Source organism: Pseudomonas sp. MF5691 (assembly GCF_016405645.1).
GTDB lineage: Bacteria > Pseudomonadota > Gammaproteobacteria > Pseudomonadales > Pseudomonadaceae > Aquipseudomonas > Aquipseudomonas shahriarae.
In genome coordinates, this window is sequence record NZ_JAEKDC010000028.1 from 37,369 (window position 1) to 59,168 (window position 21,800).

The window sequence follows — 21,800 nt, forward strand, 5'->3', positions numbered from 1 at the left end:
AATGTGTGAAAACCATTCACATCACGCTAAAAAGGGGAGGGAGCATGTCTAAAAATCTTGTGTATAGCCCAAGTAACCCACAAAAGCGCATCGAAGAATACCCCGCCTTCCTGATCGGCAAGCACCCCACCAAAGACGCGTTTTTGGCCAGTTATGGCCAGCAGTTCGTGATGTTGGCCGCACCTCCCGGAACCGGCAAAGGGGTGGGAGAGGTTATTCCTAATGCGCTTAGCTACCCCGATTCAATGGTGATCAACGATCCCAAATTTGAAAACTGGGAGATCACTTCGGGTTTTAGAGCTTTTGCGGGCCACAAGGTGTTCCGCTTTTCACCCGAACGCCTAGAAACACACCGTTGGAATCCGCTGTCGCAGATCAGCAATGATCCGCTTTACCGGCTGGGTGAAATTCGAACCTTGGCCAGCGTGTTGTTTGTGTCGAGCAACGAAAAGAACCAGGAGTGGTACACCAAGGCCAGCAACGTATTTACCGCCATTTTGTTGTACTTAATGGAAACACCGTCGATGCCTCGAACGCTGCCGCAGGCCTACGAGGTTGCATCGTTAGGTTCTGCAATGGGGGCATGGGCTCAGCAGGTCATTAACGAGCGCAGCAGTGGGCCTGAAGCGTTGTCCTCTGAGACTTTGCGAGAACTGAACGGCGTATTCGAAGCGTCAAAGAACAAAAGCAGTGGCTGGTCCACCACGGCGGATATCGTGCGCGATGTTCTGTCGATCTATGCAGAGAAAACCGTGGCTTGGGCGCTGTCGGGTGACGATATCGACTTCGCCAAGGCCAGGCAGGAAAAGACCACGATCTACTTCAGCATGTCCGAAGAATCGCTGAAGAAGTTCGGCCCTTTGATGAATCTGTTTTTTACCCAAGCAATCCGACAGAACTCAAAGCCCCTGCCGGAGCATGGCGGACATTGTGCAGATGGCACCCTTAAATATAAGTATCAGCTCGCGTTGCTCATGGACGAGTTTGCAATCATGGGCCGGATGGAAATTATGGAAACCGCGCCTGCGCTGACCCGTGGTGCAGGCCTACGGTATTTCATCATCTTTCAGGGTAAGGACCAGATCCGGGCCACCTACGGTACGGAGAAGGGCAACGCCATCATGAAGGCCTTCCACATCGAGATTGTCTTTGCACCTGGTGACATTGACCTGGCCAAGGAGTACAGCGCACGACTGGGTAACACCACAGTCAGGGTGCAAACCCAATCCTTGGGCAAGCGCAAGGTGGGTGATCGCAACCAAACGGACAACTACAGCGAGCAAGCCAGACCGTTGATGCTTCCTCAAGATATCAATGAAATGCCTTATGACCATCAACTGATGTTCATCCAGGGCACGAAAGCCACCGCGCCGATGAAGATCAGGGCACGGAAGATTTTTTACTACGAGGACGATGTTTTAAGGGGGCGAGCCAATATGAAGCCTCCGACCTTGCCAGTTGGGGATGCAACCAAAATCGACGCATTGACCGTACCTGTGCGGATGGTTGAGGCCAAAGCCGCTGTCGCAGCCCCTCATGATGCGCAAATGAAAGAGGAACAACATAAACGCGACATGCCACAGAGCAAGCAATAACCCCTTTCTGCATGATCAGGCGCAACTCTGCGCATACAAACAAAGGATGAAATCATGAAAACCACCGTACTCGCGGCGGGCCAATTGTGCCTGGCTGCTCACAAAGCTGTGCCTGCTAAAAAACGCACACAGGGTTCACGCATTCGCCAATACCTGACTACAGCGCTGCTCTCATTGGCCGTTTTCACCACGTCACCGGCCTTTGCCAAGGACCCCTGCAAAACCGTGCTGTGCATGTTTGGCAAATTCACAGGCAATAGCGGCGGAAGCGAATGCAGCAGTGCTGAAAAGGACTACTTCAGTATCCAGATCAAGAAGAAAGGAAAGATTAGGTGGGACAAGACAGCCACGGCCCGAGGGCAGTTTCTAAATAGTTGTCCTGCCGCCGATCAGGGCATTAACAAAAAGATTAACGATAAGTTCGGCAAGGTGTTTGGTTAACTAATTTCGAATGAATTATTTAATTAACTGCTTCCTATCAGGGGTTTAAACATGAGAGTTTTTATTGCCGAAAAACCAGGCTTGGGTAAGGTTATTGCCGAAGCCTTGGGCAATCCGCAAAACAAAGGTGGGTTTTTCCAGTGCGGTTCGGATGTTGTGACCTGGTGCATTGGGCACCTGCTGGAACTGGCGCCGCCCGAGGTGCATAACCCGGCCTATGAGAAGTGGAACGCCACGGATTTGCCGCTCAAACTGCGTCCAGTGAAGTACCAGCCGATTGCACGCACCCATGACCAGCTCAAGGTAGTAGGGGGGCTGATTGGGCAAGCGTCAGAGATCGTTCACGCTGGCGACCCTGACGACGAGGGCCAGTTGTTGGTGGACGAGGTATTGGAATATTTCGGCAATACCAGTCCAGTAAAGCGTGTGCTGATCAACGACCTTAATGTCAATACGGCACTTAAAGCCTTGGCAAACCTCAAGGACAACCGTGAGTTTTTCGGTCTGTACCAAAAGGCCCTGGCGCGCAGCATTGGTGACCAGCTTTACGGGTTCAATATGACGCGGGCCTGCACGTTGGCAGCGCGGGCCAGGGGGGTTAAAACGGTGTTGTCGGTCGGGCGAGTACAGACCCCTATCCTGGGCTTGATCGTGAACCGCTACCTGGCGAACAAGAACCATGCCGCCGCCAACTTCTATGCGGTCAACGCCAATTTGGCTGTTGGCGGTCGGGTCAGCGCGAAATTTGTGGTCCCGGATGATGCGCCGGCAGACGACAAAAACCGGATCATCGACGAGTCATATGCCCAGGCCATTGCGACCGCGTGTCATCAAGCGCCTGCGATCGTCACTCGGGCTCAAGTGGTCGAAAAACAGGAGCTTGCCCCCCTGCCATTTGACCTGCTGATGCTGCAAGCAGAGATCAGCAAGGAACATGGAATTACGTCTGAAAAGACGTTGGCCATCACCCAGTCACTGCGTGACAACCACAAGGCCATTACCTACAACCGTTCAGATTGCAGTTATCTGTCCGAGGAACAGTTTTCGGATGCGCCACAAACCCTGGCGATATTGGCCCAGGTGCTGCCGGATTTTGCCGTCGTTTTTGCTCAGGTAGATCCGCAACGCAAGAGCCGTGCATTCAACGACAGCAAGGTTTCGGCGCACACCGCGATTATTCCGACCGGCACCAAAGTGGATATCGCCAAACTGTCAGCGGACGAAAAGGCTGTTTACCTGGCCATCGTGAAGCGTTACCTGGTGCAGTTCATGCCAGCCAAAGGCTACCTGGCAGCTGAGGTGCTATTTGAGGTTGCCGGTCATACCTTTGTCGCCCGTTCCAACAAGACGACTCAGGCTGGCTGGACAGCGCTCATCGGCACCAGTGCCGACGATGAAGACGACTCCACGGAAACTGACGAAGGCCCCCAGTTCGACGCTCTGTCGGCTTTAAAAGCTTCTGAAAACGGCGTGTGCGAGTCCGTCACCATTTCAAAAGAGAAAACCCGTCCACTGCCGATCTACACCGAGGCCGAGTTGCTTAAAGATTTGAAGCGGGTGGCCAAGTACGTGGTTGACCCGCGAATCAAGCAACTGTTGTTGGACCGTGACAAGGGCAAGACCGGCGAAAACGGCGGTATTGGCACCCCAGCCACCCGTGGATCAATGCTGACCAAGCTACAAGAGCGTGGTTTCTATGAGGTGGTGAAGAAGAAATTCATCCCGACCTCGTTGGGCCTGGAGTTCATTGCCGCTTTGCCTGCTATCGCAACCACGCCGGACATGACTGCCCTTTGGCATGAACAGCAACAGATGATCGAGGCCGGGGAGCTGACGGTAGACGCGTTCCTGGACGAACTGGAGAGGTTTATCGCGCACCAGGTGGGAACGGTGGATTTGGGCAACGTGCAGGCCCTGGTCAAGGACGCCCCGCCAGAACTCAACGCGAAATGCCCAATGTGCGGTGGTGAGTTGGCCGTAACGTCCAGGGTGATTGCATGCCGAGGATGCCAATTCCGACTGTACCCCGAAATTAGCGGTAAAAACCTGACCTTCGGCCAGATCGAAACCCTGCTGACGAAGGGTAAAACCGGTGTTCTAAAGGGGTTTAAGAGCAAGGCGGGCAAGACGTTCGACGCTGCGCTGCGCCTGGATGCTGAAGCCAAGGTACAGATGGTTTTTAACCGCTAAAAGCCAGTATTGGCTCACCTTCAATTACCCCCCCACCTGCAGGATGAAATTATGAAAACTTACATGGCCTTCGCGGCGTCCGCGTTGATGCTGCTGTCTCTGGGCGGCTGCGCATCGCAATCACAGATAGAACAACAAACCGCGCAACTTGCCGCGATCAATGTGTCTTTGGTGCAGATCCAGGCAAATCAAGCTGAATCGGTTTCCTTGCAGAAGCACCAAATCGCTCTGCAAGTGCTATCAAACGGCTTGCAGGCTGATCAAAAAAACGCTCATCCACAGCAGAAGTGGAAGGAGTGAGCATGTCAGCTGATGCCCTGAAACAACAGGCTCTAAAGATTGTAGAGGTTGAGCAGGACTCGCTTGCCCAGGCGTATCAAGAGCAGCAGCGTTTACTGGGCCACGAATACAGTTACTTCGATGCCCTGGACATGATTATCGGAGAGGCATCGCAAAATCCGGCCCATTTCATTAATGAACAACTCCCGGCGCTACGCGACCTCGCCGGGCAACAGGGCGACACCCTTTTTGAAGTCGAATATTGAGAGGATAACGTGATGCGTGGAGTTAACCGAGTGACCTTGCTTGGCACCTGCGGGCAGGACCCGGAAGTGCGGTACATGCCCAACGGTACGTGCGTGACCAACCTCAGTCTTGCCACCAGTGAGCAGTGGACTGACAAGCAAACCGGCCAGAAGGTTGAAAAAACTGAATGGCACCGGGTATCGCTGTTCGGCAAGGTCGCTGAAATCGCTGGCGAATACCTGCATAAAGGGTCGCGGGTCTACATCGAGGGCAAGCTACAAACCCGAAGCTGGGAGAAGGATGGCATTAAGCGTTACACCACGGAAATCGTCGTGGACATGCAGGGCACCCTGCAACTGTTGGATGCAAAGCCTGCCGAGCAAGAAGCGCGGGGACCACAGCAGCCTGACAATGCAGAAAAGAGCGAGAAAGCCCCAGGTAAGGGCAAGGCAAAGCCTGCTGCTAACAAGCCTGCACAGCCAGCCCCACAGGCCTCCGATGATGATAGTTATGACCCAGACGTTCCGTTCTGAGTCTGGGAGACTGGTTTACAATGGATAAGGCAGAGGCGGAACGGGTCGTTGAATCGACTCTGAAAGAGCTTGGCCTGATTGATTGGGTCAGAGTGCTTTTATTTACCGACACGAAGGAATACATAGATGCCATCGAAAAAGCCGTTGGACAATCGCTCGACAGAACAGCCCGTGAACGACTCGAAGGCGTCCAAGCTGCGTACCTTCCCGTTGGACAAGCAATCTGCGTTGTGGCTTCTCAATCACGGGACGAGGCCACTTTGCACCGATGTGTTAAGCACGAAGGACTCGGCCACTACGGAATAAACACCTTCAGGCCTGATGAAAAGCGGTTGGTGCTGGATACGATCATGAACTCGCGTGATGAATCCAGCGCGGTGGATACGCCGTTTATCGACAATGTCCATACGCTGAAAGATTTATGGCGTGCGGTTGAATCGACCTATCCAGAAAACTCCCCACAGATGAACGCCGAAGAGGTGTTTGCGTTTGTGGCTGAACATGCCAGTGGTGATGTTTCACGAATCAGCCACGGGGCCGACACTCTTGACGAGTTACTGGCTGAACAGTCACGGATGACTTTGAGCCTGGCGCAGTTACGCGATATTACCGAAAACGTGGCCGCAGGCATCAAACTGGGGATACGAGAGCCACAGACGGAGCCCCAGCAGAACGATGCTCAATATCGTAAGGATGTCTGCTACTGGGGGCAGGAAGATCAGGCCCTGGATCAAGACGAAGAATATGGGCCTGAGATGGACTGACGTTTATATCTGCGCTGGTCTGTAACACCACTCCCCATGAAACGTCAGGTGCCGCGCTCCCGGCTCGTCGTAACGGCTTTATCGTTGCGGCGAACGGAAGCACGGGCGCAGCGCACACTTGACGATACCTCGACCACCCAAAGCCTTGCTCTGGAGTGTGGGGTAGCTTCACCACCCCGCGCTCCTGAGCCCAACGCGGCAGTTGCGGGATAACAAGGGCAGCGCCCTTGGTTTTAGATAGCCCCTTCACCCATTTTTCAGCCTGGACATACGCGTCCGGCATTCGGCTGCGTTTGTGAATGCATGCGTGTGTACATCCGTTAAATTTCAATTAAGGATATTTATTATGAAAGTAGCCGTGCTTAATTATACTGGTACTGTAGGTAAAACTACCGTTGCTGCACACTTGCTGTCTCCACGCATGAACGGGGCCCCTATTTATGCCATTGAATCAATTAATGAGACGGCGGAAGGAATCGGCCTGGATGTTGAAAAGTTGCGCGGAGATATGTTTCGCGAACTTTTGCAGAAAGTCATGCTTGCAGATAGCGCAATCATCGACGTGGGCGCTTCTAATGTCGAAGATTTTATGGTCAATCTTGAAGGGTTTGAAGAGGCTCATGAAGATATTGACTATTATATTATTCCTGTCACAAGTGGCACAAAAGAACAGATTGAGTCGGTGCGTATGATCGAAAGTTTGACGGCAATTGGTATTCCTTTCGAAAAAATAAAGGTTTTATTTAACCGTGTTCAACGAGACGTAGAAAGCGAATTTCCAATTATTCAGAACTTTCACGGACAAAATAAAACGTTCTCTCTCAATAATCGGTGTGCGATTTACGAAACTGAATTATTTGATGCGTTGTCGATTCGTCGCATGTCTCTACAGGGACTAATGGCTGATGGAATTGACTATAAGACATTGCTCAAGGATAAGACGGCAGATGCAGAGGATCGTGCGCGGTGGTCAGATATGTATGGCCTAAAACTATTGTGCAAAGGTGTGAATCGGAAGCTTGATGCTGTTTATGATGCACTATTCACTTGAGGATACGCCATGATTGATGAAACGGCTCCACCTAGAACAGCACGCGATGCGTTGATGATTGAGTTACTAAGCGACCTTGGGAACGTTCACGACGATATCAAGGCCATACCGGAACTGCTGAAACTGTCAATTTCAGACTCTTTAGAAATTATTGCTATTGCTGTAGCTGATGCAGAATCAACCGCTCAGAAACTTCAAGATGCTACCAAGGAAGCCATTCAAACTACGGCAACACGCGTTGCGTTTGAAGCGGGGTCAGAGCTTTCTGGTGCTATACATGTGAGTTTAGAACGCACGATTGATCCTGCGCTTCATAAAGCCTCAATCAAAGTTGAGGAACTGGAGAAAAGGATCAAAGGCCTTTCTGGAAGTATTCGGGACGCACATGCTACACGCATGAACTATATAATGTTGGTCGGCTTTGTGTTTGCCATGGTGCTGACATTGTGTGGCATGACCTGGCTAACCATTATCTCTAAACAAAATGATGAAACCAATAAATGGTTTTATGATGAGTACAAGGCGCAAAGAGATATTATCAATAGCCTACCTGCCGATGTTAAAAGTAAATTTGTAAAGCCTCGTTAGATAACTGCCCTAAGCGGGCAGTTTCTAAGTCATGACTTGTTATTTTTTTATTACGGGCTTAGATAACGCTACCCAGTCGTGTGGCTGATTTCTAATTTCTCGAAAATCTGCGGGTGTCATTGCTTTGCGTGGTGATGACACGGTTTTTTCCAGTAGCGGTTTGGCCGAAGTCTCGCTTTTTATAGCATCGACATGATGCTCAATTGCATGACCTTTGGTAGTGACGTTAGAGCGCTTAGCCTTACGAATTCGATACAGCGCCTTATCGAACATTTTAAGGCTCATCGTAAAGCCGTCTTGGTGAAGGGCATCTAAAACCGCTCTTCGACTCACGCCACTCTGTAGGGCCATTTCTACATCGGCATACACGTCCCGCAGGCGGTCAGTTTCAGATCGGCTGTCATGCATCCCCGCCATTTTCTGCAAGGTTTCGCTTAGAGACAGTTTTGTCATGGTGAAACTAGACCTCTTGGAGGATTCGTGGGGTATTCCAGGAGTATTTCCGGGGTAGTCCAGTGTACACCGGGGGTATTTTTGGGGCAAATGTGGGGTATAGCTGGGGTGCTTTAGGGGTATTTCTGGGGTGTACTGAAAATTCGGAATCAAAAGACAGGCACGTTACCGATTGTTTACAAAAGAGCTTCGCCTTTTATAAACATCGTCCGCGCCAAAGGGGAAACCCCTTTGAAACCCCGCAGAGCGGGAGAGCTGTTGTCTTTTGTTGGTTGTCATTGTTGGTTGTTGTTGGTGGGGTGATGCCATGGCTAAAAAGGTCAACAAGGAGCGCATCGTGTCCTTCCGGTTGACGGAGGAACAGTACGCGCCCTTTGCGGAAATCATCGAAAAGGCGGATATCAGCCAGAGCCGATTTTTTCGCGATATGACTCTCAATAAATCTCCTGTCTTCAAGGAGTCCTCAAAAAACTACGAACACTTGCTGTTCTTATATAGCAAGTCCAGTAATAACCTTAACCAGCTCTCGCACAAGGTTAATAGTGCGTATCGAAAGTCTGGCATTATATCTGAGTCATTATACATTAAAGTGTTGCACGAACTTGCACTTATTCGTGAGCTTTTAAGCGCGGGGGTGAGCCATGTTGATTAGGGTAAGCGGATATAACACTGGTGCGCAAGAATATCTGGAGGAAGGAAATAAGGCCGGGAGAGAGTTTAGCCGTGACGAGCTGGACGAGCGGGTAATTCTGGATGGTGATTTAGATTTGACCCGTATGGTTTATGAAAGTATCGAGGACAAGGGGCAGAATCGGTACTTATCATTCACCTTGGCTTTTCGTGAAGATGAAGTTTCTTACGATACGTTGCAAGAAATCACACAAGAATTTAAGCAGTTTATGATGTATGCGTATAAAGAAGATGAGTTCAATTTTTACGCAGAGGCGCATTTGCCAAAGATCAAAACAATAAAGGATAAAGCTACTGGGGATATGATTGAGCGTAAACCACATATCCATATCATCATTCCTCGCAAAAATATGCTTAGCGGTAACGAAGCAAACCCCGTTGGTATGCATGAAGGAAATGTTAAGTACCTTGAGGCGTTTCAAGAATACATTAATCAAAAGTACGAGCTGTCCTCGCCACGTGAAAATGTACGTGCCGATATTAAGGATGCCGCCAGCGTGTTATCCCGTTACAAGGCTGACGATTTTTATGGAAAAAATCGCGACTTTAAACAAGACCTGGTTAAGCAGGTTATTGAATGTGGTGTAGTAACCCGCCCGGACTTTTACGCACTTGTTGCTGAACACGGTGAAACACGGATTCGCAACGAAGGTAAGGACAGCGAATACATCGCGGTCAAGCTTCCTGGTGACGCGAAGTTTACTAACCTGAAAGACACCATCTTTCAGGACGACTTTATTGTCAGACGTGAATTAAAAAAACCTCCGCTGGATAAAAAGGTTATCCAGGACCGCTTATTAGCCTGGCCTCAACGGGCCAAGGAAATTAAGTACATCAGCAAGGCCACTCCGGCCTTTCGCAAGCTCTACACCGCGTCATCCCCGGATGAGCGACTTCGGCTACTGGCCGAGCGCGAGCGGACGTTCTATCAGACCTATGGAGATCGCTATGGCAGCTTATACGCTCCCGAACGGGAGAGAGATCAGCAGCGAAGTACTGTTGAAACTGAAAGTCGAGGAACTGCCCGCCCTGCCCCTGGCGTGCAAGACGTGTCCGTCAGCGATGTGGCAGATCACGGGCAAGCCGGACGCGCCGGAGTCAGTGACGGTGCGGTGCTATTGCCAGGTGATGCACAGCTTCACCTGGGACAGCCGCAATCGGGAGGAGATTCTAGACTGCGACCACCTATACGAGCCGGAGGACGAGGAGGAGGACGGGGATCAGAGGGGCCAGGGCGACGACAGCAGCATGCCAGCCTTCCTCAGACAGCAGATGGAGCAGCGCGAAAGACAAGAGCAGGAGGAACAAGCCGACAACCCAAGCGAAGTAGAACCGTAACACCGCTCCACCCTCGCAACCCCCACCGCGTCACCACCATTTCCGATATCGAAGCCCGCAGCCAACGGTTGTTTGGTCCGCTTAAAAGAGCAGTGGATTCGGAACTGATTATTAAACAAGCCAAACATAAGCCCATCGCAATTAACCGTGAGGCCTCTACGGTCGCGGCTTATTTCAACCGTCAGATAGAAAGTAATCAACTACTGCCCCCGCAACGCAAAGCGATGCGCCGGGTTAATAAACAATTTTTCGAATTAAGACGTTCGCTGTTCTCAGATGAACGATTGACGCGACAAGACAAAACGCAACTTGTTTCGGTGTTGACGTTTGAGCGATTGAAAGCGCGTGAAGCAATTAAACATCCCACCCAAAATATCGAGGTTAACTTTATGGGCAGTGCAGAGATTCGCAGTCTTATTGAAGAAGAAAAAGAAGACCCAGGCTATTCCATCAGTGGTCCCAAGGGGCCGAAGCCAGTTGGCATGCGTGAGCAAGTTCGGCGGATCGTCGATAACTTGGGTAAGCAGCTAGACCCGGAGACAACTAAAACCCGCGAACGCGAATTGAGTGCCAAGGACATTTACACCAAGAAAGCCAAGTTCAGTCAAAACGTGCATTACCTGGATAAGAAAAATGACAAAGTGTTGTTTGTGGACACCGGCAAGGCCATTTCTCTGCGCCGTACCGGTATCACGGAGTCAGGTGTGGCCGTGGCGTTGAAGCTGGCCCAGGAGCGCTTTGGTAGCACGCTGACCATTACCGGCAGCGCTGAATTTAAGCACCTGGTGGTCGAGGCTGCGGCCAAGAGCGGCATGGAGGTGCATTTTACAGATAAGGACATGAACCAGAGCCTGGCGGCACGTCGTGCCGAACTTGAAATTGAGCGTGATGGTCAAGGCATTGCGCCGGGTGCGCCAGAGCCAAGCGCTGAAGCGACCCAGGAGGCCCCTGCCCCGCTGGACTTTGTGCATAACGGCCAACCGGCGACCCTGGACCTTAATCGTTATCCAGCACAGCCAGAGGCTGTTGCTCCAGAGCAAAGCCCGAGCGAACTGGTGCAACGCGAGGCTGCATGGCGTAAGTCGATGCAAATGCCTGGAAGCGGCCCGATGTCCGAGGCTGATGTGCGTTCCTCGGACACGGTGATGGGACTACGGGGAGAGGATCACGCCATTTGGTTGGTGGCCACCAACGATAAAACGCCTGATGCCTTGGCCATGATCAGTTCCTACATGGAAAACGACAGTTACCGCGAGGCTTTCAAGGGGGCTATCGAAGACTTCTATGCGAAATCGCAAAGCTCACCAGAGTCCATCAAGGCCCTGGACGAAGCGACAGATTTTGTTGTGCCGTTGGTTAACGACATTGAAAGCAAAAAGCACGCCGCGTTGTTGGCAGCAGACGGCAAGCCGGACGTGGCCAAGCCAGTAAACGACCGGAAAGTCATCCAGGGAGAACTCATCGATCATGGCGCAGCGCCGTACCAGAACAAGCCAGATAAAGAACAAAGCTACTTCGTCACCGTGAAAACCGACTCGGGCAACAGGACCCTGTGGGGCGCTGGCCTGGCTGACGCAATGGAACAGATACAGCTCAAACAGGGCGACCGCGTGCGGATCGAGGACAAAGGCACGGTGCCGGTCACGCTGCAACTACAACAGGCAGACGGAACCATGACCGAAAAGCCTGGCTATCGCCGCGAATGGGCTGTCGAGCTGGAGACAGTAGCGAAGGATGGACCATCCGTGACGAACGCAGCGCCTGCGGTCGAGCGTTCGACGGGGCTACTGAACTTTACCCACATGGGCCAACCGGCGTCCTTGGGCTTGGACCAACCGGCGGCGGAGTCTCTTACACAGTCTGAACCTGAGCAGGACCACGGGCCAGAAATGGGCTGATTGACGGGCGTGGCCATCCCCCAAGCGGGGGATGGTTTTGGGTTGGCCAACGTGGAGACAGCACTATGAAAGCAGCAGATTTGCAGGTCAAAACCGCTCTAATCAGGGCCGGTTATGAAGACCGCCCAATGGAGTGTCGCGGGGCGTTGTACGAGACGCTGGAGCAGATATTACGGGAAGACCCACAGGGCAATGACGACCTGGTGGACGGGCTACGTTCGATTCTCAGTGAGGCTAACAAACGTGAAGGATTGGCCGAGCTGGAGAACGCTCGATTGCATCACCCGTTTATTAAGGCGTGTCCTGAATGCGATCAGAAACCCGATGTGGGGCCAGGTCATCGATCCAGCACGGGAGAGGTCGTGGTGATTTGCACGTCCTGCATGACGCCGGAGGACGGCGTGGTCATGCAGGGCGGCAAGACGCTGCTCGATGCCATCGAGCGCTGGAACAGTGACGATTGGATCGCACCGGTGTTGAAGGACAGTCCACGCGGGAGTTTTTTGCTGTGAGGTTTACAAGGAACTGTGCGGGTGTAACCGCTTGTTCTGCCGACAGTTAAGCACAGCGAATAACCACGCATTAAGGGAAGCCGAACGAGGGAGCCTCATGCTACTATCCGCCGAAGTGTTTTTGACAGGGTTTGACCGATGTAGATTCACAAACAGCAGAAACCAAAAAGCCCCGGTTGGCGCCGGGGCTTTTTGGACAATCCAGAACAGGTCAATTTCTTTGCTAGAAGCCTGTTCTCTCTCTCAAAACGTGAGCCAATTATGGCGTTCACTGCGGCTTCGTGCAAGCAGTAAAACGTGATAAGGGCTCACCGCTGATTGGCGGACTTATGGAACGAGTATCCCAAGTGGTTGCGCACGTCGTTGATGGTGGCAACAGACATAAGAAAACAGATACTTATGCAGTAAACATCATCCTTTACCCGACTCGCGGCAGTGACTGCCCAGGGGGTAAGGGATGGTGAAGAAACCCCTCAGAGCCGTCCGGCTCGCCCCTTCTGATCCCCATTCCGCACTGCGTAGACCTGCCAGGGTGATGCCTGCACGTCGAGCGGACCCGCTTCGCCTCACACCTGAGCAACTGAAAAACCCGTTGATTCGTGCTGCAAAGGAGCGTCTTGGCAACATTGAGCGCTACCGAGGGAAGTACCTGCGCCGCCTGGACAGCGTTAATGGCGACCGGCGTACCCGCGTGGAGGTGTTTCGGGCCATCGAGCGCGTAACTGAACAGACACTGGTCCGCTTGGACCTGGCCACGAGTGTTTTGGGTTACCTGGACGACAAGAGCGGCGAGTTTGTTCTTAATACCCAACGGGGTATCGCGGAGGACTCGTCTATTTCGGCACCGATCCTGTGTCGGATGTTTAAAACCCTGGATGCAGCGGATTACGTGTATCGCCGGATCGAGCGTGTGCGCCTGGACGAAAAGGACGAAAACGGTCTGCACCTTGTGCGTACGCGGGTATTGGTGCGCTTTACCAAGCTTTTCTGGAATGACCTTGGGCTGCGTTACGTGTACGAGCGGGTGCAAAAGGCCGCGAAGAAGCGCCGTGAAGCGCAGTTGCGTGCGTTGGCCCAGCGCCGGTTGGCGGATATGGAGCGTCACTCCCTGGAGCTGCACCGGCGCGAGGTGTCACGTCAACGCTGGCAGGACCAGGAGGCCCGCAAGGTGATGGGTGACCGGGCGGTTAACCTGCCAACCGCCCCTACTAAGGTCAAGGCTGACGCGCCTCAGCGTGCCACAGGCAATGATGTGCTGACGGCACTGAACCGGCTATTGGCCAACAAGCCCACCGGCAGCGGTTAATCCCCCATTTTAAAATTGAATCCGCTCACGCGGAGGCATTGTCACGCCTGCGATTTGGCAAATGGGCGGTCCCGGCCGTAGAACCGGAACCGGAGGGAGGAAAACGACGTGTTTTGGCTGGGTGTGCGCCCTGCCCCGGGTTTTGCCGTCCGTTAGCCAAAAGCCTTTAGGATTAAATGGAATTTTATACCCCCGTCAGTTTCCCCCTCCGGGTAAAACAGTGACTTTCGAGGTGTAAACCCCTCTCTAATAATGCCCGCGCACTGTCGTGCCTACGGCACGGCGCGGTATAAACCCTCACAACCGTGCAACAGCCTGTCTAAGCGGCCCAGGGCGATAAAACCGCCCTGCCCTGGCCTTCCGGCCACCCTTCGGGCGCTAAGACCCGGATAAATCGCCCCAGGACGGCAAGCCGCCCTGCGCCTCAACCGGGCGCGTGTGCGCGCAGGCTTATCTGACGGATTGAAAACGCGAATGCTGCCACTTGCCTTCAATGAAGGCATGCATTTTGCTATTTGTGTTGCTCCCGGTAATTCCCAGGGTGTTTGCGTCTGATCGCCAAGCTTCCATAGAATGGATTTCGACTACTAATTGCTATGGTGGCTCTCAGTGCTTTCCAACCCACCTCGGCGTAAAAACAAGCACCAACAGGAGTGGTAATTTGAACAATCGACGTAATGATTCGGGTGAGCTGGTATTGGTGGGTATCGCAATCGTAGTGATTGTCGTGGGCCTATTGATATGGAAGTTCTCAAAGGCTGTCGGCCTCGACTTTTCAGCCGCTGGCAAGCTCCTGCTAGGTCTGATAATGGGTATTGCGATCTTGGGTGCAGGGTGGTGGCAAGAAAATAATTACGGGGAGATCCTGACGGTCAAAAATGTACTTCCTGCATCACTAGCTGTTGTCTGGTTGGGTTTTTGGCCTGCGTTGCAACAATGGGGCAGCGTAGGACTGTTCTTCCAGGGTGTGGGGCAATTAGAAGTAGAGTGGTGGGCTAATTGGGTCACTCGCTGGGGCGTGTTGCTCATCATCGTTCTGGGCGGCTATTCCTACGTATACAGTACCAGGGACAGTTACTAGTTTTTGGTCGGCCCATTAAGTCGATTGCAGTGGTTGCAATGGCTCAAAAGGGTGGCTCTTTATAATGTGGCTCTTTAGGTGTCATTTTCCGAAGACGACTGCACCACTCCGCTGGGGGAATTCGTCGTAGTGCACACGACTGTTGATCTGTCCCTGCTCAATAGTTGTGTGCACGATCTTCGTCTCTGCTCAAAACTCCTCTGTACCATCGTCGCATCGACCTCGGCTATGTACGAAACCGATCGGTTACGGACACCTATCGAACCGCATGTACTTAAATAAGCATTTTATTGTTTCGGACATGACATATAATAAGTACACCCATTTCGTACAGGTCGGCGATTTCCAAAAATGTCACGCACCTTCATCTATGGTCGCGTCAGCACGGCTGACCAGAATACCGACAACCAGATTCGAGAGATTGAAGCCGCAGGCTTCTCAGTAAATCAGCGCCGCATCGTGACCGAAAGCATCAGCGGTAGCATCGCGGCCAGTGAGCGTCCTCAGTTTGCCCGGTTGCTTGACCGGCTGGAGCCCGGTGATGTGCTCATCGTGACCAAGCTGGACCGGCTCGGTCGCAATGCCATGGATGTCCGCGCAACGGTTGAGCGATTGGCCGCCGAGAGTGTCCGCGTCCACTGCCTGGCGCTCGGCGGGGTCGATCTGACCAGCGCCGCCGGAAAGATGACCATGAGCGTGTTGAGTGCGGTGGCTGAGTTTGAACGCGACTTGCTGATCGAGCGAACCCAGGCAGGCATTGCGCGTGCGCGCGCGGAAGGCAAGGCGCTTGGCCGCCCCCCAGCGTTGACAAAGGTGCAGCAGGCCGAAGCCATGCAACGCCTTGCGGCTGGCGAATCGGTTGCGAAGGTGGCGCGCGACTACGGCACCACCCGGCAGTCCATCATGCGAGTGCGGGAAAAACTGGGCAGGGGCAGTGCAGGCGCCTCCTGATAAATGGTGCAGTCGTCTTCTGAAAATGACACTGGCCATTGTTCGCGGTCATGCTCCACCTGTCGCAGTATTTGTCGCAAGTAAAGTAACACCTGCGACAGAAATATGCGACACTTATGGAGCAGAAAAATCGGGGAACGGTTCCATGTCGCACGACTTAGGATATTTGCGACACCTGTATTGATCGCTCCTAGCAACGGAAAGTGCACTTAAGCCCAGAGCCTGCCCCGCAACAATCTGCTACCTTCCCGTTTCAACTGGCTGGTTGGTCAGATATCAATGGGAAGGGATGATGAAAGCAAGCTTAAAGATTTGGCTGGCAATAGGATTATTGGGGACTCTTACTGGTTGCTCGAGCATGGCCCCTCAACCCTATCGACCAGTTCCTGATGGAGTTTCCATAATTCCTAGTCCAAACGGGAGCTTTCAGGTCGATAGGGTCGTAGTAAAGCGAGCGGTAGCTAAGCCATCCGCAGACACTCTCCAATTCTGTTTTGCTCAGAACATCCCAGGGATCAACGGTACTCCCTTATCAAACTCAGTAAAGACCAAGATTACCGCTCAGGGAAAAGACCAAGTTTCATTCATCGTTCCTATGACGATGGGAACGCCCCTTAGCTACGAAATCATCTTCTCGGTGACCGCTAGTCATGATTCGGGAAATTTGGCTTTCGACTTTACGAATCTAAAGATTAGGGGTACGTGGAGCGCCAATGAGGCGCCACTGCCTGGATCCCAGGAAGCTAATCAATATGTAGATAGTGCCTTGGCAAAACTAAATAAAGTAAGCGACAACGTAGCGAACTGCTTAGTTACAGAGGGATAGTTAAGATAGTTTCCATCTGACCAAACGATCGGATGTGAATAGAGCTAAAGATCATTATTGGCAGTGAAACGTGACGAGTATTAAAAATTTAATACTCGTCACTACAGCCATTATTATGGCTACATCATTACTGCACATGCCGCAGCGACTTCTGAAATTTTCATTTGATCAAGCCCTCCATCGCCTGCCGTTTCATTGATGCATGCGACGAGTCCGCTTGCTGAGACTCCAGATTTATTTATATTAGAAGCCATAGCTTGAGCTAAACTGGATTTCTCAGAGTAAGATGCATCTCTCCAGTCTCCTAGAGTGTTACCCCCTGATAATGCATATGCAGTGCTGGACAGTATAAATGGAATTACAACAAATACGCTTTTTACTATTGTTTTCATGATGACTCCTGTCTTTGTAATTTTAATACTGACTCATTTTAGTCGATCTGATGCCTTACGGTACGCGGCTTCATTCTCACGCTTATCGATAGCGACCACGAACACCACAATTTCTTGGTCTATGACCTGGTAGATCAGCCGATAGCCCGCGCTGCGCAGCTTTACTTTGTAGCAATCTGGCAGCTCGCGTAAGCGGTTGGCCTCGATGCGTGGGTTTTCCAGGACTTCAGCCAGTTTTTTCTTGAATTGCTGACGGATCGTATCTCCCAGTTTGTGCCATTCCTTCAGCGCACGCTGATCGAACTCAAGACTATAGGTCATCCAGCGTCACCTTAACGCGCTGTGGTGAAGCCAATCGCTCGCGTACGGTGTTTATGAGGGTTTCATCCTCTTCAGTCATAAGCACAGGCCGGAAAGGCAGCTGGCCGCGCTCCGCAACGTACTGCAAGGCTTGGCGCATGAGCTCAGACGGAGTCACACCCAAACGTTCCAATTCGCGATAGGCGCGGTTTTTTAGATCGTCGTCTACACGGACATTGATTGAGGCCATTTCGTGCACTCCTGTAATGACACATGTCATTACAATGGCATTGCAGGAGCAATTTTTCAAGGGGAGACGCAAGAATTTCCTTTACCACGCGTCTGGGAAATATTCGTAGCAACCTTTCAGTGTTATAGATTTAAAAGAGAAACATGAGCCACTTTTTCTAACTCTGGTGTATTTTTTTAAAGTCCCTTTTATCATATCTTTATCAATCTTCTTTCCGAGAAGGCAATCACATGCTTGATACATGAGAAAGGCTTTGAAGGTTGAATATTCACTCACATCCCGTAAAACCCTATGTTTATAGCGATCCGCTTTTTTACCATGCGCCTTGTAGATATCTAATAGTTCAGGCTGATCAGGAGCTTTTGATAAAGCAGCAGCGCCAGCCAAAAATATCTGGTACATAAATTCACAGTTTTTTGCCCAATCACCATCTGCGTCCTCAGCTACACGACTTAATTCTTCTAAGTATATAAGCACTCTAGATCGATTCTTTTTTGGTAGGAAATAAAACCCACTTAGAATGACTCCATGTAGTTCTGCATGGACCGATGATAGTCCAATCGATTCTAGCGCACTCAAGTTGTCTCTCGTATATTGTCCTGTCTTGTCTAGCTTGATTATCTTATCTATTAACTTTACTCTACCTGATATTTTAACAGGATATTTTTTTGCATATTCAACAATCACGTTGCCTAAGAACTTTTCCAACAATCGTAGGATTGTTTTATCTTTCATTTTTTCGGTTACGCGCCATTTGTTTTTCAATTCTACTCGATCAATAGAATAGCCAGCGCTCTGAAAGATTTTTGTCCCATTCTTCTTGTTTTGGTCACTCTCTCCATATACTAGATTTAATGGATGAAGCAGTCCAATTCTATCGCTTCCTTTTACAGGATACACATGACATATATCCATATTCCTATCATTCCTGGTTTTTGGTTTATTGCAGATTATTCCTATCAGTTGTTTCAATGAGGCGACAGTATGGTGTGACATGATTTGTACTGATCCAGCTCGTTTGCACTGCTGCGATATGTAAAGCCATTCCTTATTTACAGAAAGATTCTTTAGACGCACATTTAGACGATTTTGTTGCCGAGGGTTGAGGTCTTTTTTCTTTCTGTGCGCCATTTGCTTATGGGATTCGTTACAGAAACGTTTTTTATAGTACTGTGGAGAACCTCTTTCAATTAACTTACGACAATACTCACAAAATTTATCCGACATTGGTCTACCTATGCTTGTGGTTTTTTACCTCTCTAGTGATATTTACAGTTTTTTATATAACTGAACTGCCCGGAAACAAAGGGCTGTGTAGGTGAGTCGTATACTTTTAAGTAACTACCCTATGTTTCGATTTAAGAGTTGGTGTCGGGTATTTTAGCCAGTGGTTTTGTAAATAGGGGTTTGGGGAGCAATGGAACCGAAAACCAACGTAAGCACGAATTAGAGTTCGCTTTACTCGTATGTGACTGTTGATTGGAGAACTCTGATTGTCGAAACGAGTTTATCGAACCCTGAATTCATAGAATAAGGGGTCGTCTCAGAAAACGGAAAATAAAGCACGCTAAGCCGGTTGCAGCGGCCGTAGCGGCCTGAACTTGCCCGCGCCGATCTTGGCGCTGCTGCGCCAGAGGTAATCGCCGGTCAGGTTGATGTGCTCCCAGCCGAGCGGCGACAGGTACTGCAACAGGCCGTCATCGACGGCTTGACCGTGGCCACGCAAGGCGTTCGCGGCCCGCTCCAGATAGACCGTGTTCCATAGCACGATGGCCGCCGTCACCAGGTTGAGGCCGCTGGCCCGGTAGCGCTGCTGCTCGAAGCTGCGGTCGCGGATTTCCCCCAGGCGGTTGAAGAACACGGCGCGGGCCAGCGCGTTGCGCGCCTCGCCTTTGTTCAGCCCGGCATGCACGCGGCGGCGCAGCTCGACGCTTTGCAGCCAGTCCAGGATGAACAGTGTGCGCTCGATGCGTCCCAGCTCACGCAGGGCGACGGCCAGGCCGTTCTGGCGCGGGTAGCTGCCAAGCTTCCTGAGCATCAGCGAGGCCGTCGCCGTGCCCTGCTTGATCGAGGTGGCCATCCGCAGGATTTCATCCCAATGGGCGCGGACGTGCTTGATGTTGAGCGTGCCGCCGATCATCGGTTTCAACGCCTCGTAGGTGGCATCGCCCTTCGGGATGTAGAGCTTGGTGTCGCCCAGGTCACGAATGCGCGGGGCGAAGCGGAAGCCCAGCAGGTGCATCAACGCGAAGACGTGGTCCGTGAACCCTGCCGTGTCGGTGTAGTGCTCCTCGATCCGCAGGTCGGATTCGTGATACAGCAGGCCGTCGAGCACGTAGGTCGAGTCGCGCACGCCGACGTTCACGACCTTGGTGTGGAACGGCGCGTACTGGTCGGAGATATGGGTGTAGAACGTCCGCCCTGGGCTGCTGCCGTATTTCGGATTGATGTGGCCGGTGCTCTCGGCCTTGCTGCCGGTGCGGAAGTTCTGGCCGTCCGACGATGACGTGGTGCCGTCGCCCCAATGCTCGGCGAAGGGATGTCGGAACTGCGCGTTGACCAGCTCGGCCAGTGCCGCCCCGTAGGTTTCGTCGCGGATGTGCCAGGCTTGCAGCCAGGCCAGCTTGGCGTAGGTCGTGCCGGGGCACGATTCCGCCATCTTGGTCAGGCCCAGGTTGATCGCGTCGGCGAGGATCGTGGTCAGCAACAGGTTTTTGTCCTTGGCCAGGTCGCCTGACTTCAGGTGGGCGAAGTGCCGGGTGAAGCCCGTCCATTCGTCTACCTCCAGCAGCAATTCGGTGATCTTGACGTGCGGTAGGATCATCGCCGTCTGGTCGATCAGGGCCTGTGCGGTATCGGGCACCGCCGCATCGAGCGGCGTGATCTTCAGGCCCGACTCCGTGATGATGGCGTCCGGCAGCTCGTTGGCCAGCGCCATGCGGTTGACGGTGGCGAGCTGCGTTTCCAGCAGCGTCAGCCGGTCATGCAGGTACTGGTCGCAATCGGTGGCCACGGCCAGCGGCAATTCGCTGGCCTGCTTGAGGCTGGCGAATTTCGCGGGCGGCACCAGGTAGTTGTAGCGGCTCGCGTTTGAAAACGGGCGTGCTCGCATTCGACGCCGCTTTCGGCTCGAATTAACTGCAACTGACGGCGCGCTGATGCTCACGCTATCTGCAAACGAGCTTGCAATCGACGGCGGCGGCTCGCATTTCATGGCGGCGTGCTCGAATTAATTGCAAGTGAAATGCCGGGTTCCAAGCTATCCAAAATCAATAGATGCAGTGCCGGCTGCCCGCTAACGCCTCTGAGCGGTCAGACGGGGATTGACCTACGCCGCCTCTCGCACGAGACGGATATCGACTTCTCTGTCAACGTACTTCCATTCCTCTGTTGCACGCAGTTCGGAAAGCAATGCGTTGAACTCAGCCTCATGGGTTGGCGCGAACTCGAACCAATTGAGAAAATCGAACGGTTCATTTTCAGAGAGGTCGCGGCAGTGGTGGAGCTTGCGCGCTACTGCAGGCAAGTAGTTGAGCCCGATTTGGATGTGCTTTGACTTTTCGAAAACGCTCCGGCGCTCGTCTTGCGTGAATTCCCACCAAGCTGCGTTTTTTCGGATCGGTATCAACGCAGCGCAAGTTGCTTCTGGGCGCGCTAGCCCTTGCTGCTTCACCACAATTTCGTTCTTCTCTTCGCGCATGACATACCGTTCATTGCTTGTTATTCCGCGAAGTACCCAGGGTGCATTGGTTTCGGGCTGCAACTCTGAGGCAGATATTACGTTGAGCCTTTTGGCTTCAGGCAGTGACTTGCCAACTATGGTTTCGGTTCCAACGATCCGCCAAAGACCGCTGTCTCCGCCGACGAATGCAAATAATCGTGTATCCATTTCACCCCCTTCATGTGAGTGTGTTAACTTTTTTACAGCCTCAAAAAACCTATCTGCCCATCCCATGCTTGTGCATCATCGTCTCGCCTCGCTTAGCGTAGTATTGCATTACGCTTACCAGCGCCCCCAGTTAAATTGTAAATATAGCATCGAATTGGTCTGTGATACGACCGCCAGAAAATAGCCGTTTGTCGCCATTTCAAAAATTAATTGTACCGTATCGGTAC

Annotated in this window: 22 protein-coding genes and 1 pseudogene; 16 read left to right on the forward strand and 7 right to left on the reverse strand. The window is 52.1% G+C overall.

Annotation, left to right across the window (positions count from 1 at the left end; translation table 11 throughout):
- Positions 1-44: 44 nt before the first annotated feature.
- The 9 genes from JFT44_RS25505 to JFT44_RS25545 all read left to right on the forward strand — a co-directional run bounded on the left by JFT44_RS25505 (position 45) and on the right by JFT44_RS25545 (position 7,687).
- Complete coding sequence (locus tag JFT44_RS25505; protein WP_198831372.1) at positions 45-1,595, forward strand: type IV secretory system conjugative DNA transfer family protein; 1,551 nt, start codon at positions 45-47, stop codon at positions 1,593-1,595.
- 54 nt (positions 1,596-1,649) lie between these two features.
- The gene (locus JFT44_RS25510) at positions 1,650-2,036 is read left to right on the forward strand and encodes a TrbM/KikA/MpfK family conjugal transfer protein (RefSeq protein WP_198831373.1); all 387 of its coding nucleotides are present in this window, start codon (positions 1,650-1,652) and stop codon (positions 2,034-2,036) included.
- 51 nt (positions 2,037-2,087) lie between these two features.
- The gene (locus tag JFT44_RS25515) at positions 2,088-4,226 is read left to right on the forward strand and encodes a type IA DNA topoisomerase (protein WP_198831374.1); all 2,139 of its coding nucleotides are present in this window, start codon (positions 2,088-2,090) and stop codon (positions 4,224-4,226) included.
- Between the two features lie 51 nt (positions 4,227-4,277).
- Positions 4,278-4,526: a hypothetical protein gene (locus tag JFT44_RS25520; protein ID WP_198831375.1), complete on the forward strand. Its 249-nt coding sequence runs from the start codon at positions 4,278-4,280 to the stop codon at positions 4,524-4,526.
- 2 nt (positions 4,527-4,528) lie between these two features.
- Positions 4,529-4,771 carry a hypothetical protein gene (locus JFT44_RS25525; RefSeq protein WP_198831376.1) on the forward strand — a complete coding sequence of 81 codons (243 nt, stop codon included), beginning with the start codon at positions 4,529-4,531 and terminating at the stop codon, positions 4,769-4,771.
- A 9-nt stretch (positions 4,772-4,780) separates the two neighbouring features.
- Positions 4,781-5,284: a single-stranded DNA-binding protein gene (gene ssb / locus JFT44_RS25530; RefSeq protein ID WP_307830583.1), complete on the forward strand. Its 504-nt coding sequence runs from the start codon at positions 4,781-4,783 to the stop codon at positions 5,282-5,284.
- 20 nt (positions 5,285-5,304) lie between these two features.
- On the forward strand, positions 5,305-6,048 hold the full coding sequence (locus JFT44_RS25535; protein WP_198831378.1) for a hypothetical protein: 744 nt from the start codon (positions 5,305-5,307) through the stop codon (positions 6,046-6,048).
- Positions 6,049-6,394: 346 nt separating this feature from the next.
- A complete protein-coding gene (gene stbB, locus JFT44_RS25540) occupies positions 6,395-7,099 on the forward strand; it encodes a StbB family protein (protein ID WP_198831379.1) in 705 nt (234 codons plus the stop codon).
- Positions 7,100-7,108: 9 nt separating this feature from the next.
- A complete protein-coding gene (locus JFT44_RS25545; protein WP_198831380.1) occupies positions 7,109-7,687 on the forward strand; it encodes a hypothetical protein in 579 nt (192 codons plus the stop codon).
- Positions 7,688-7,726: 39 nt separating this feature from the next.
- Here JFT44_RS25545 and JFT44_RS25550 read toward each other — a convergent pair whose 3' ends face one another.
- Positions 7,727-8,140, reverse strand: coding sequence for a hypothetical protein (locus tag JFT44_RS25550; RefSeq protein ID WP_198831381.1), 414 nt, complete (start codon positions 8,138-8,140; stop codon positions 7,727-7,729).
- Positions 8,141-8,447: 307 nt separating this feature from the next.
- On the opposite strand from JFT44_RS25550, the gene JFT44_RS25555 reads away from it, so the two are divergent.
- The 7 genes from JFT44_RS25555 (at position 8,448) to JFT44_RS25580 (ending at position 15,916) form a co-directional block, all read left to right on the forward strand.
- Positions 8,448-8,792 carry a molybdopterin-guanine dinucleotide biosynthesis protein MobC gene (locus JFT44_RS25555; protein ID WP_198831382.1) on the forward strand — a complete coding sequence of 115 codons (345 nt, stop codon included), beginning with the start codon at positions 8,448-8,450 and terminating at the stop codon, positions 8,790-8,792.
- Between the two features lie 986 nt (positions 8,793-9,778).
- Positions 9,779-10,168 (forward strand): hypothetical protein, encoded by a 390-nt coding sequence (locus JFT44_RS28810; protein ID WP_233098430.1) that lies wholly within the window; start codon positions 9,779-9,781, stop codon positions 10,166-10,168.
- A 482-nt stretch (positions 10,169-10,650) separates the two neighbouring features.
- Positions 10,651-12,066 carry an LPD7 domain-containing protein gene (locus JFT44_RS28815; protein ID WP_233098432.1) on the forward strand — a complete coding sequence of 472 codons (1,416 nt, stop codon included), beginning with the start codon at positions 10,651-10,653 and terminating at the stop codon, positions 12,064-12,066.
- A gap of 65 nt (positions 12,067-12,131) precedes the next feature.
- Positions 12,132-12,578, forward strand: a complete 447-nt coding sequence (locus JFT44_RS25565; RefSeq protein WP_198831384.1) for a hypothetical protein — start codon at positions 12,132-12,134, stop codon at positions 12,576-12,578.
- A gap of 535 nt (positions 12,579-13,113) precedes the next feature.
- Positions 13,114-13,884: a hypothetical protein gene (locus tag JFT44_RS25570; protein ID WP_198831385.1), complete on the forward strand. Its 771-nt coding sequence runs from the start codon at positions 13,114-13,116 to the stop codon at positions 13,882-13,884.
- A 661-nt stretch (positions 13,885-14,545) separates the two neighbouring features.
- Positions 14,546-14,965 carry a hypothetical protein gene (locus JFT44_RS25575; RefSeq protein WP_198831386.1) on the forward strand — a complete coding sequence of 140 codons (420 nt, stop codon included), beginning with the start codon at positions 14,546-14,548 and terminating at the stop codon, positions 14,963-14,965.
- A 351-nt stretch (positions 14,966-15,316) separates the two neighbouring features.
- A complete protein-coding gene (locus JFT44_RS25580; RefSeq protein ID WP_198831387.1) occupies positions 15,317-15,916 on the forward strand; it encodes a recombinase family protein in 600 nt (199 codons plus the stop codon).
- Positions 15,917-16,861: 945 nt separating this feature from the next.
- Here JFT44_RS25580 and JFT44_RS25585 read toward each other — a convergent pair.
- From JFT44_RS25585 to JFT44_RS25610, 6 genes and pseudogenes are all read right to left on the reverse strand, one after another.
- Positions 16,862-17,134, reverse strand: a complete 273-nt coding sequence (locus tag JFT44_RS25585; RefSeq protein WP_198831388.1) for a hypothetical protein — start codon at positions 17,132-17,134, stop codon at positions 16,862-16,864.
- A gap of 33 nt (positions 17,135-17,167) precedes the next feature.
- Positions 17,168-17,455 (reverse strand): type II toxin-antitoxin system RelE/ParE family toxin, encoded by a 288-nt coding sequence (locus JFT44_RS25590; RefSeq protein ID WP_198831389.1) that lies wholly within the window; start codon positions 17,453-17,455, stop codon positions 17,168-17,170.
- Positions 17,445-17,684: a type II toxin-antitoxin system RelB/DinJ family antitoxin gene (locus tag JFT44_RS25595; RefSeq protein WP_090470222.1), complete on the reverse strand. Its 240-nt coding sequence runs from the start codon at positions 17,682-17,684 to the stop codon at positions 17,445-17,447. The genes JFT44_RS25590 and JFT44_RS25595 overlap by 11 nt, the downstream gene beginning before the upstream one ends.
- An 81-nt stretch (positions 17,685-17,765) precedes the next feature.
- The gene (locus JFT44_RS25600; RefSeq protein WP_198831390.1) at positions 17,766-18,911 is read right to left on the reverse strand and encodes a hypothetical protein; all 1,146 of its coding nucleotides are present in this window, start codon (positions 18,909-18,911) and stop codon (positions 17,766-17,768) included.
- A gap of 340 nt (positions 18,912-19,251) precedes the next feature.
- Positions 19,252-20,760 (reverse strand): annotated as a pseudogene (locus JFT44_RS25605) (Tn3-like element ISPa38 family transposase); the annotation flags it as partial.
- A 252-nt stretch (positions 20,761-21,012) separates the two neighbouring features.
- Positions 21,013-21,573, reverse strand: coding sequence for a chlorite dismutase family protein (locus JFT44_RS25610; protein WP_002718009.1), 561 nt, complete (start codon positions 21,571-21,573; stop codon positions 21,013-21,015).
- Between the last annotated feature and the right edge of the window lie 227 nt (positions 21,574-21,800).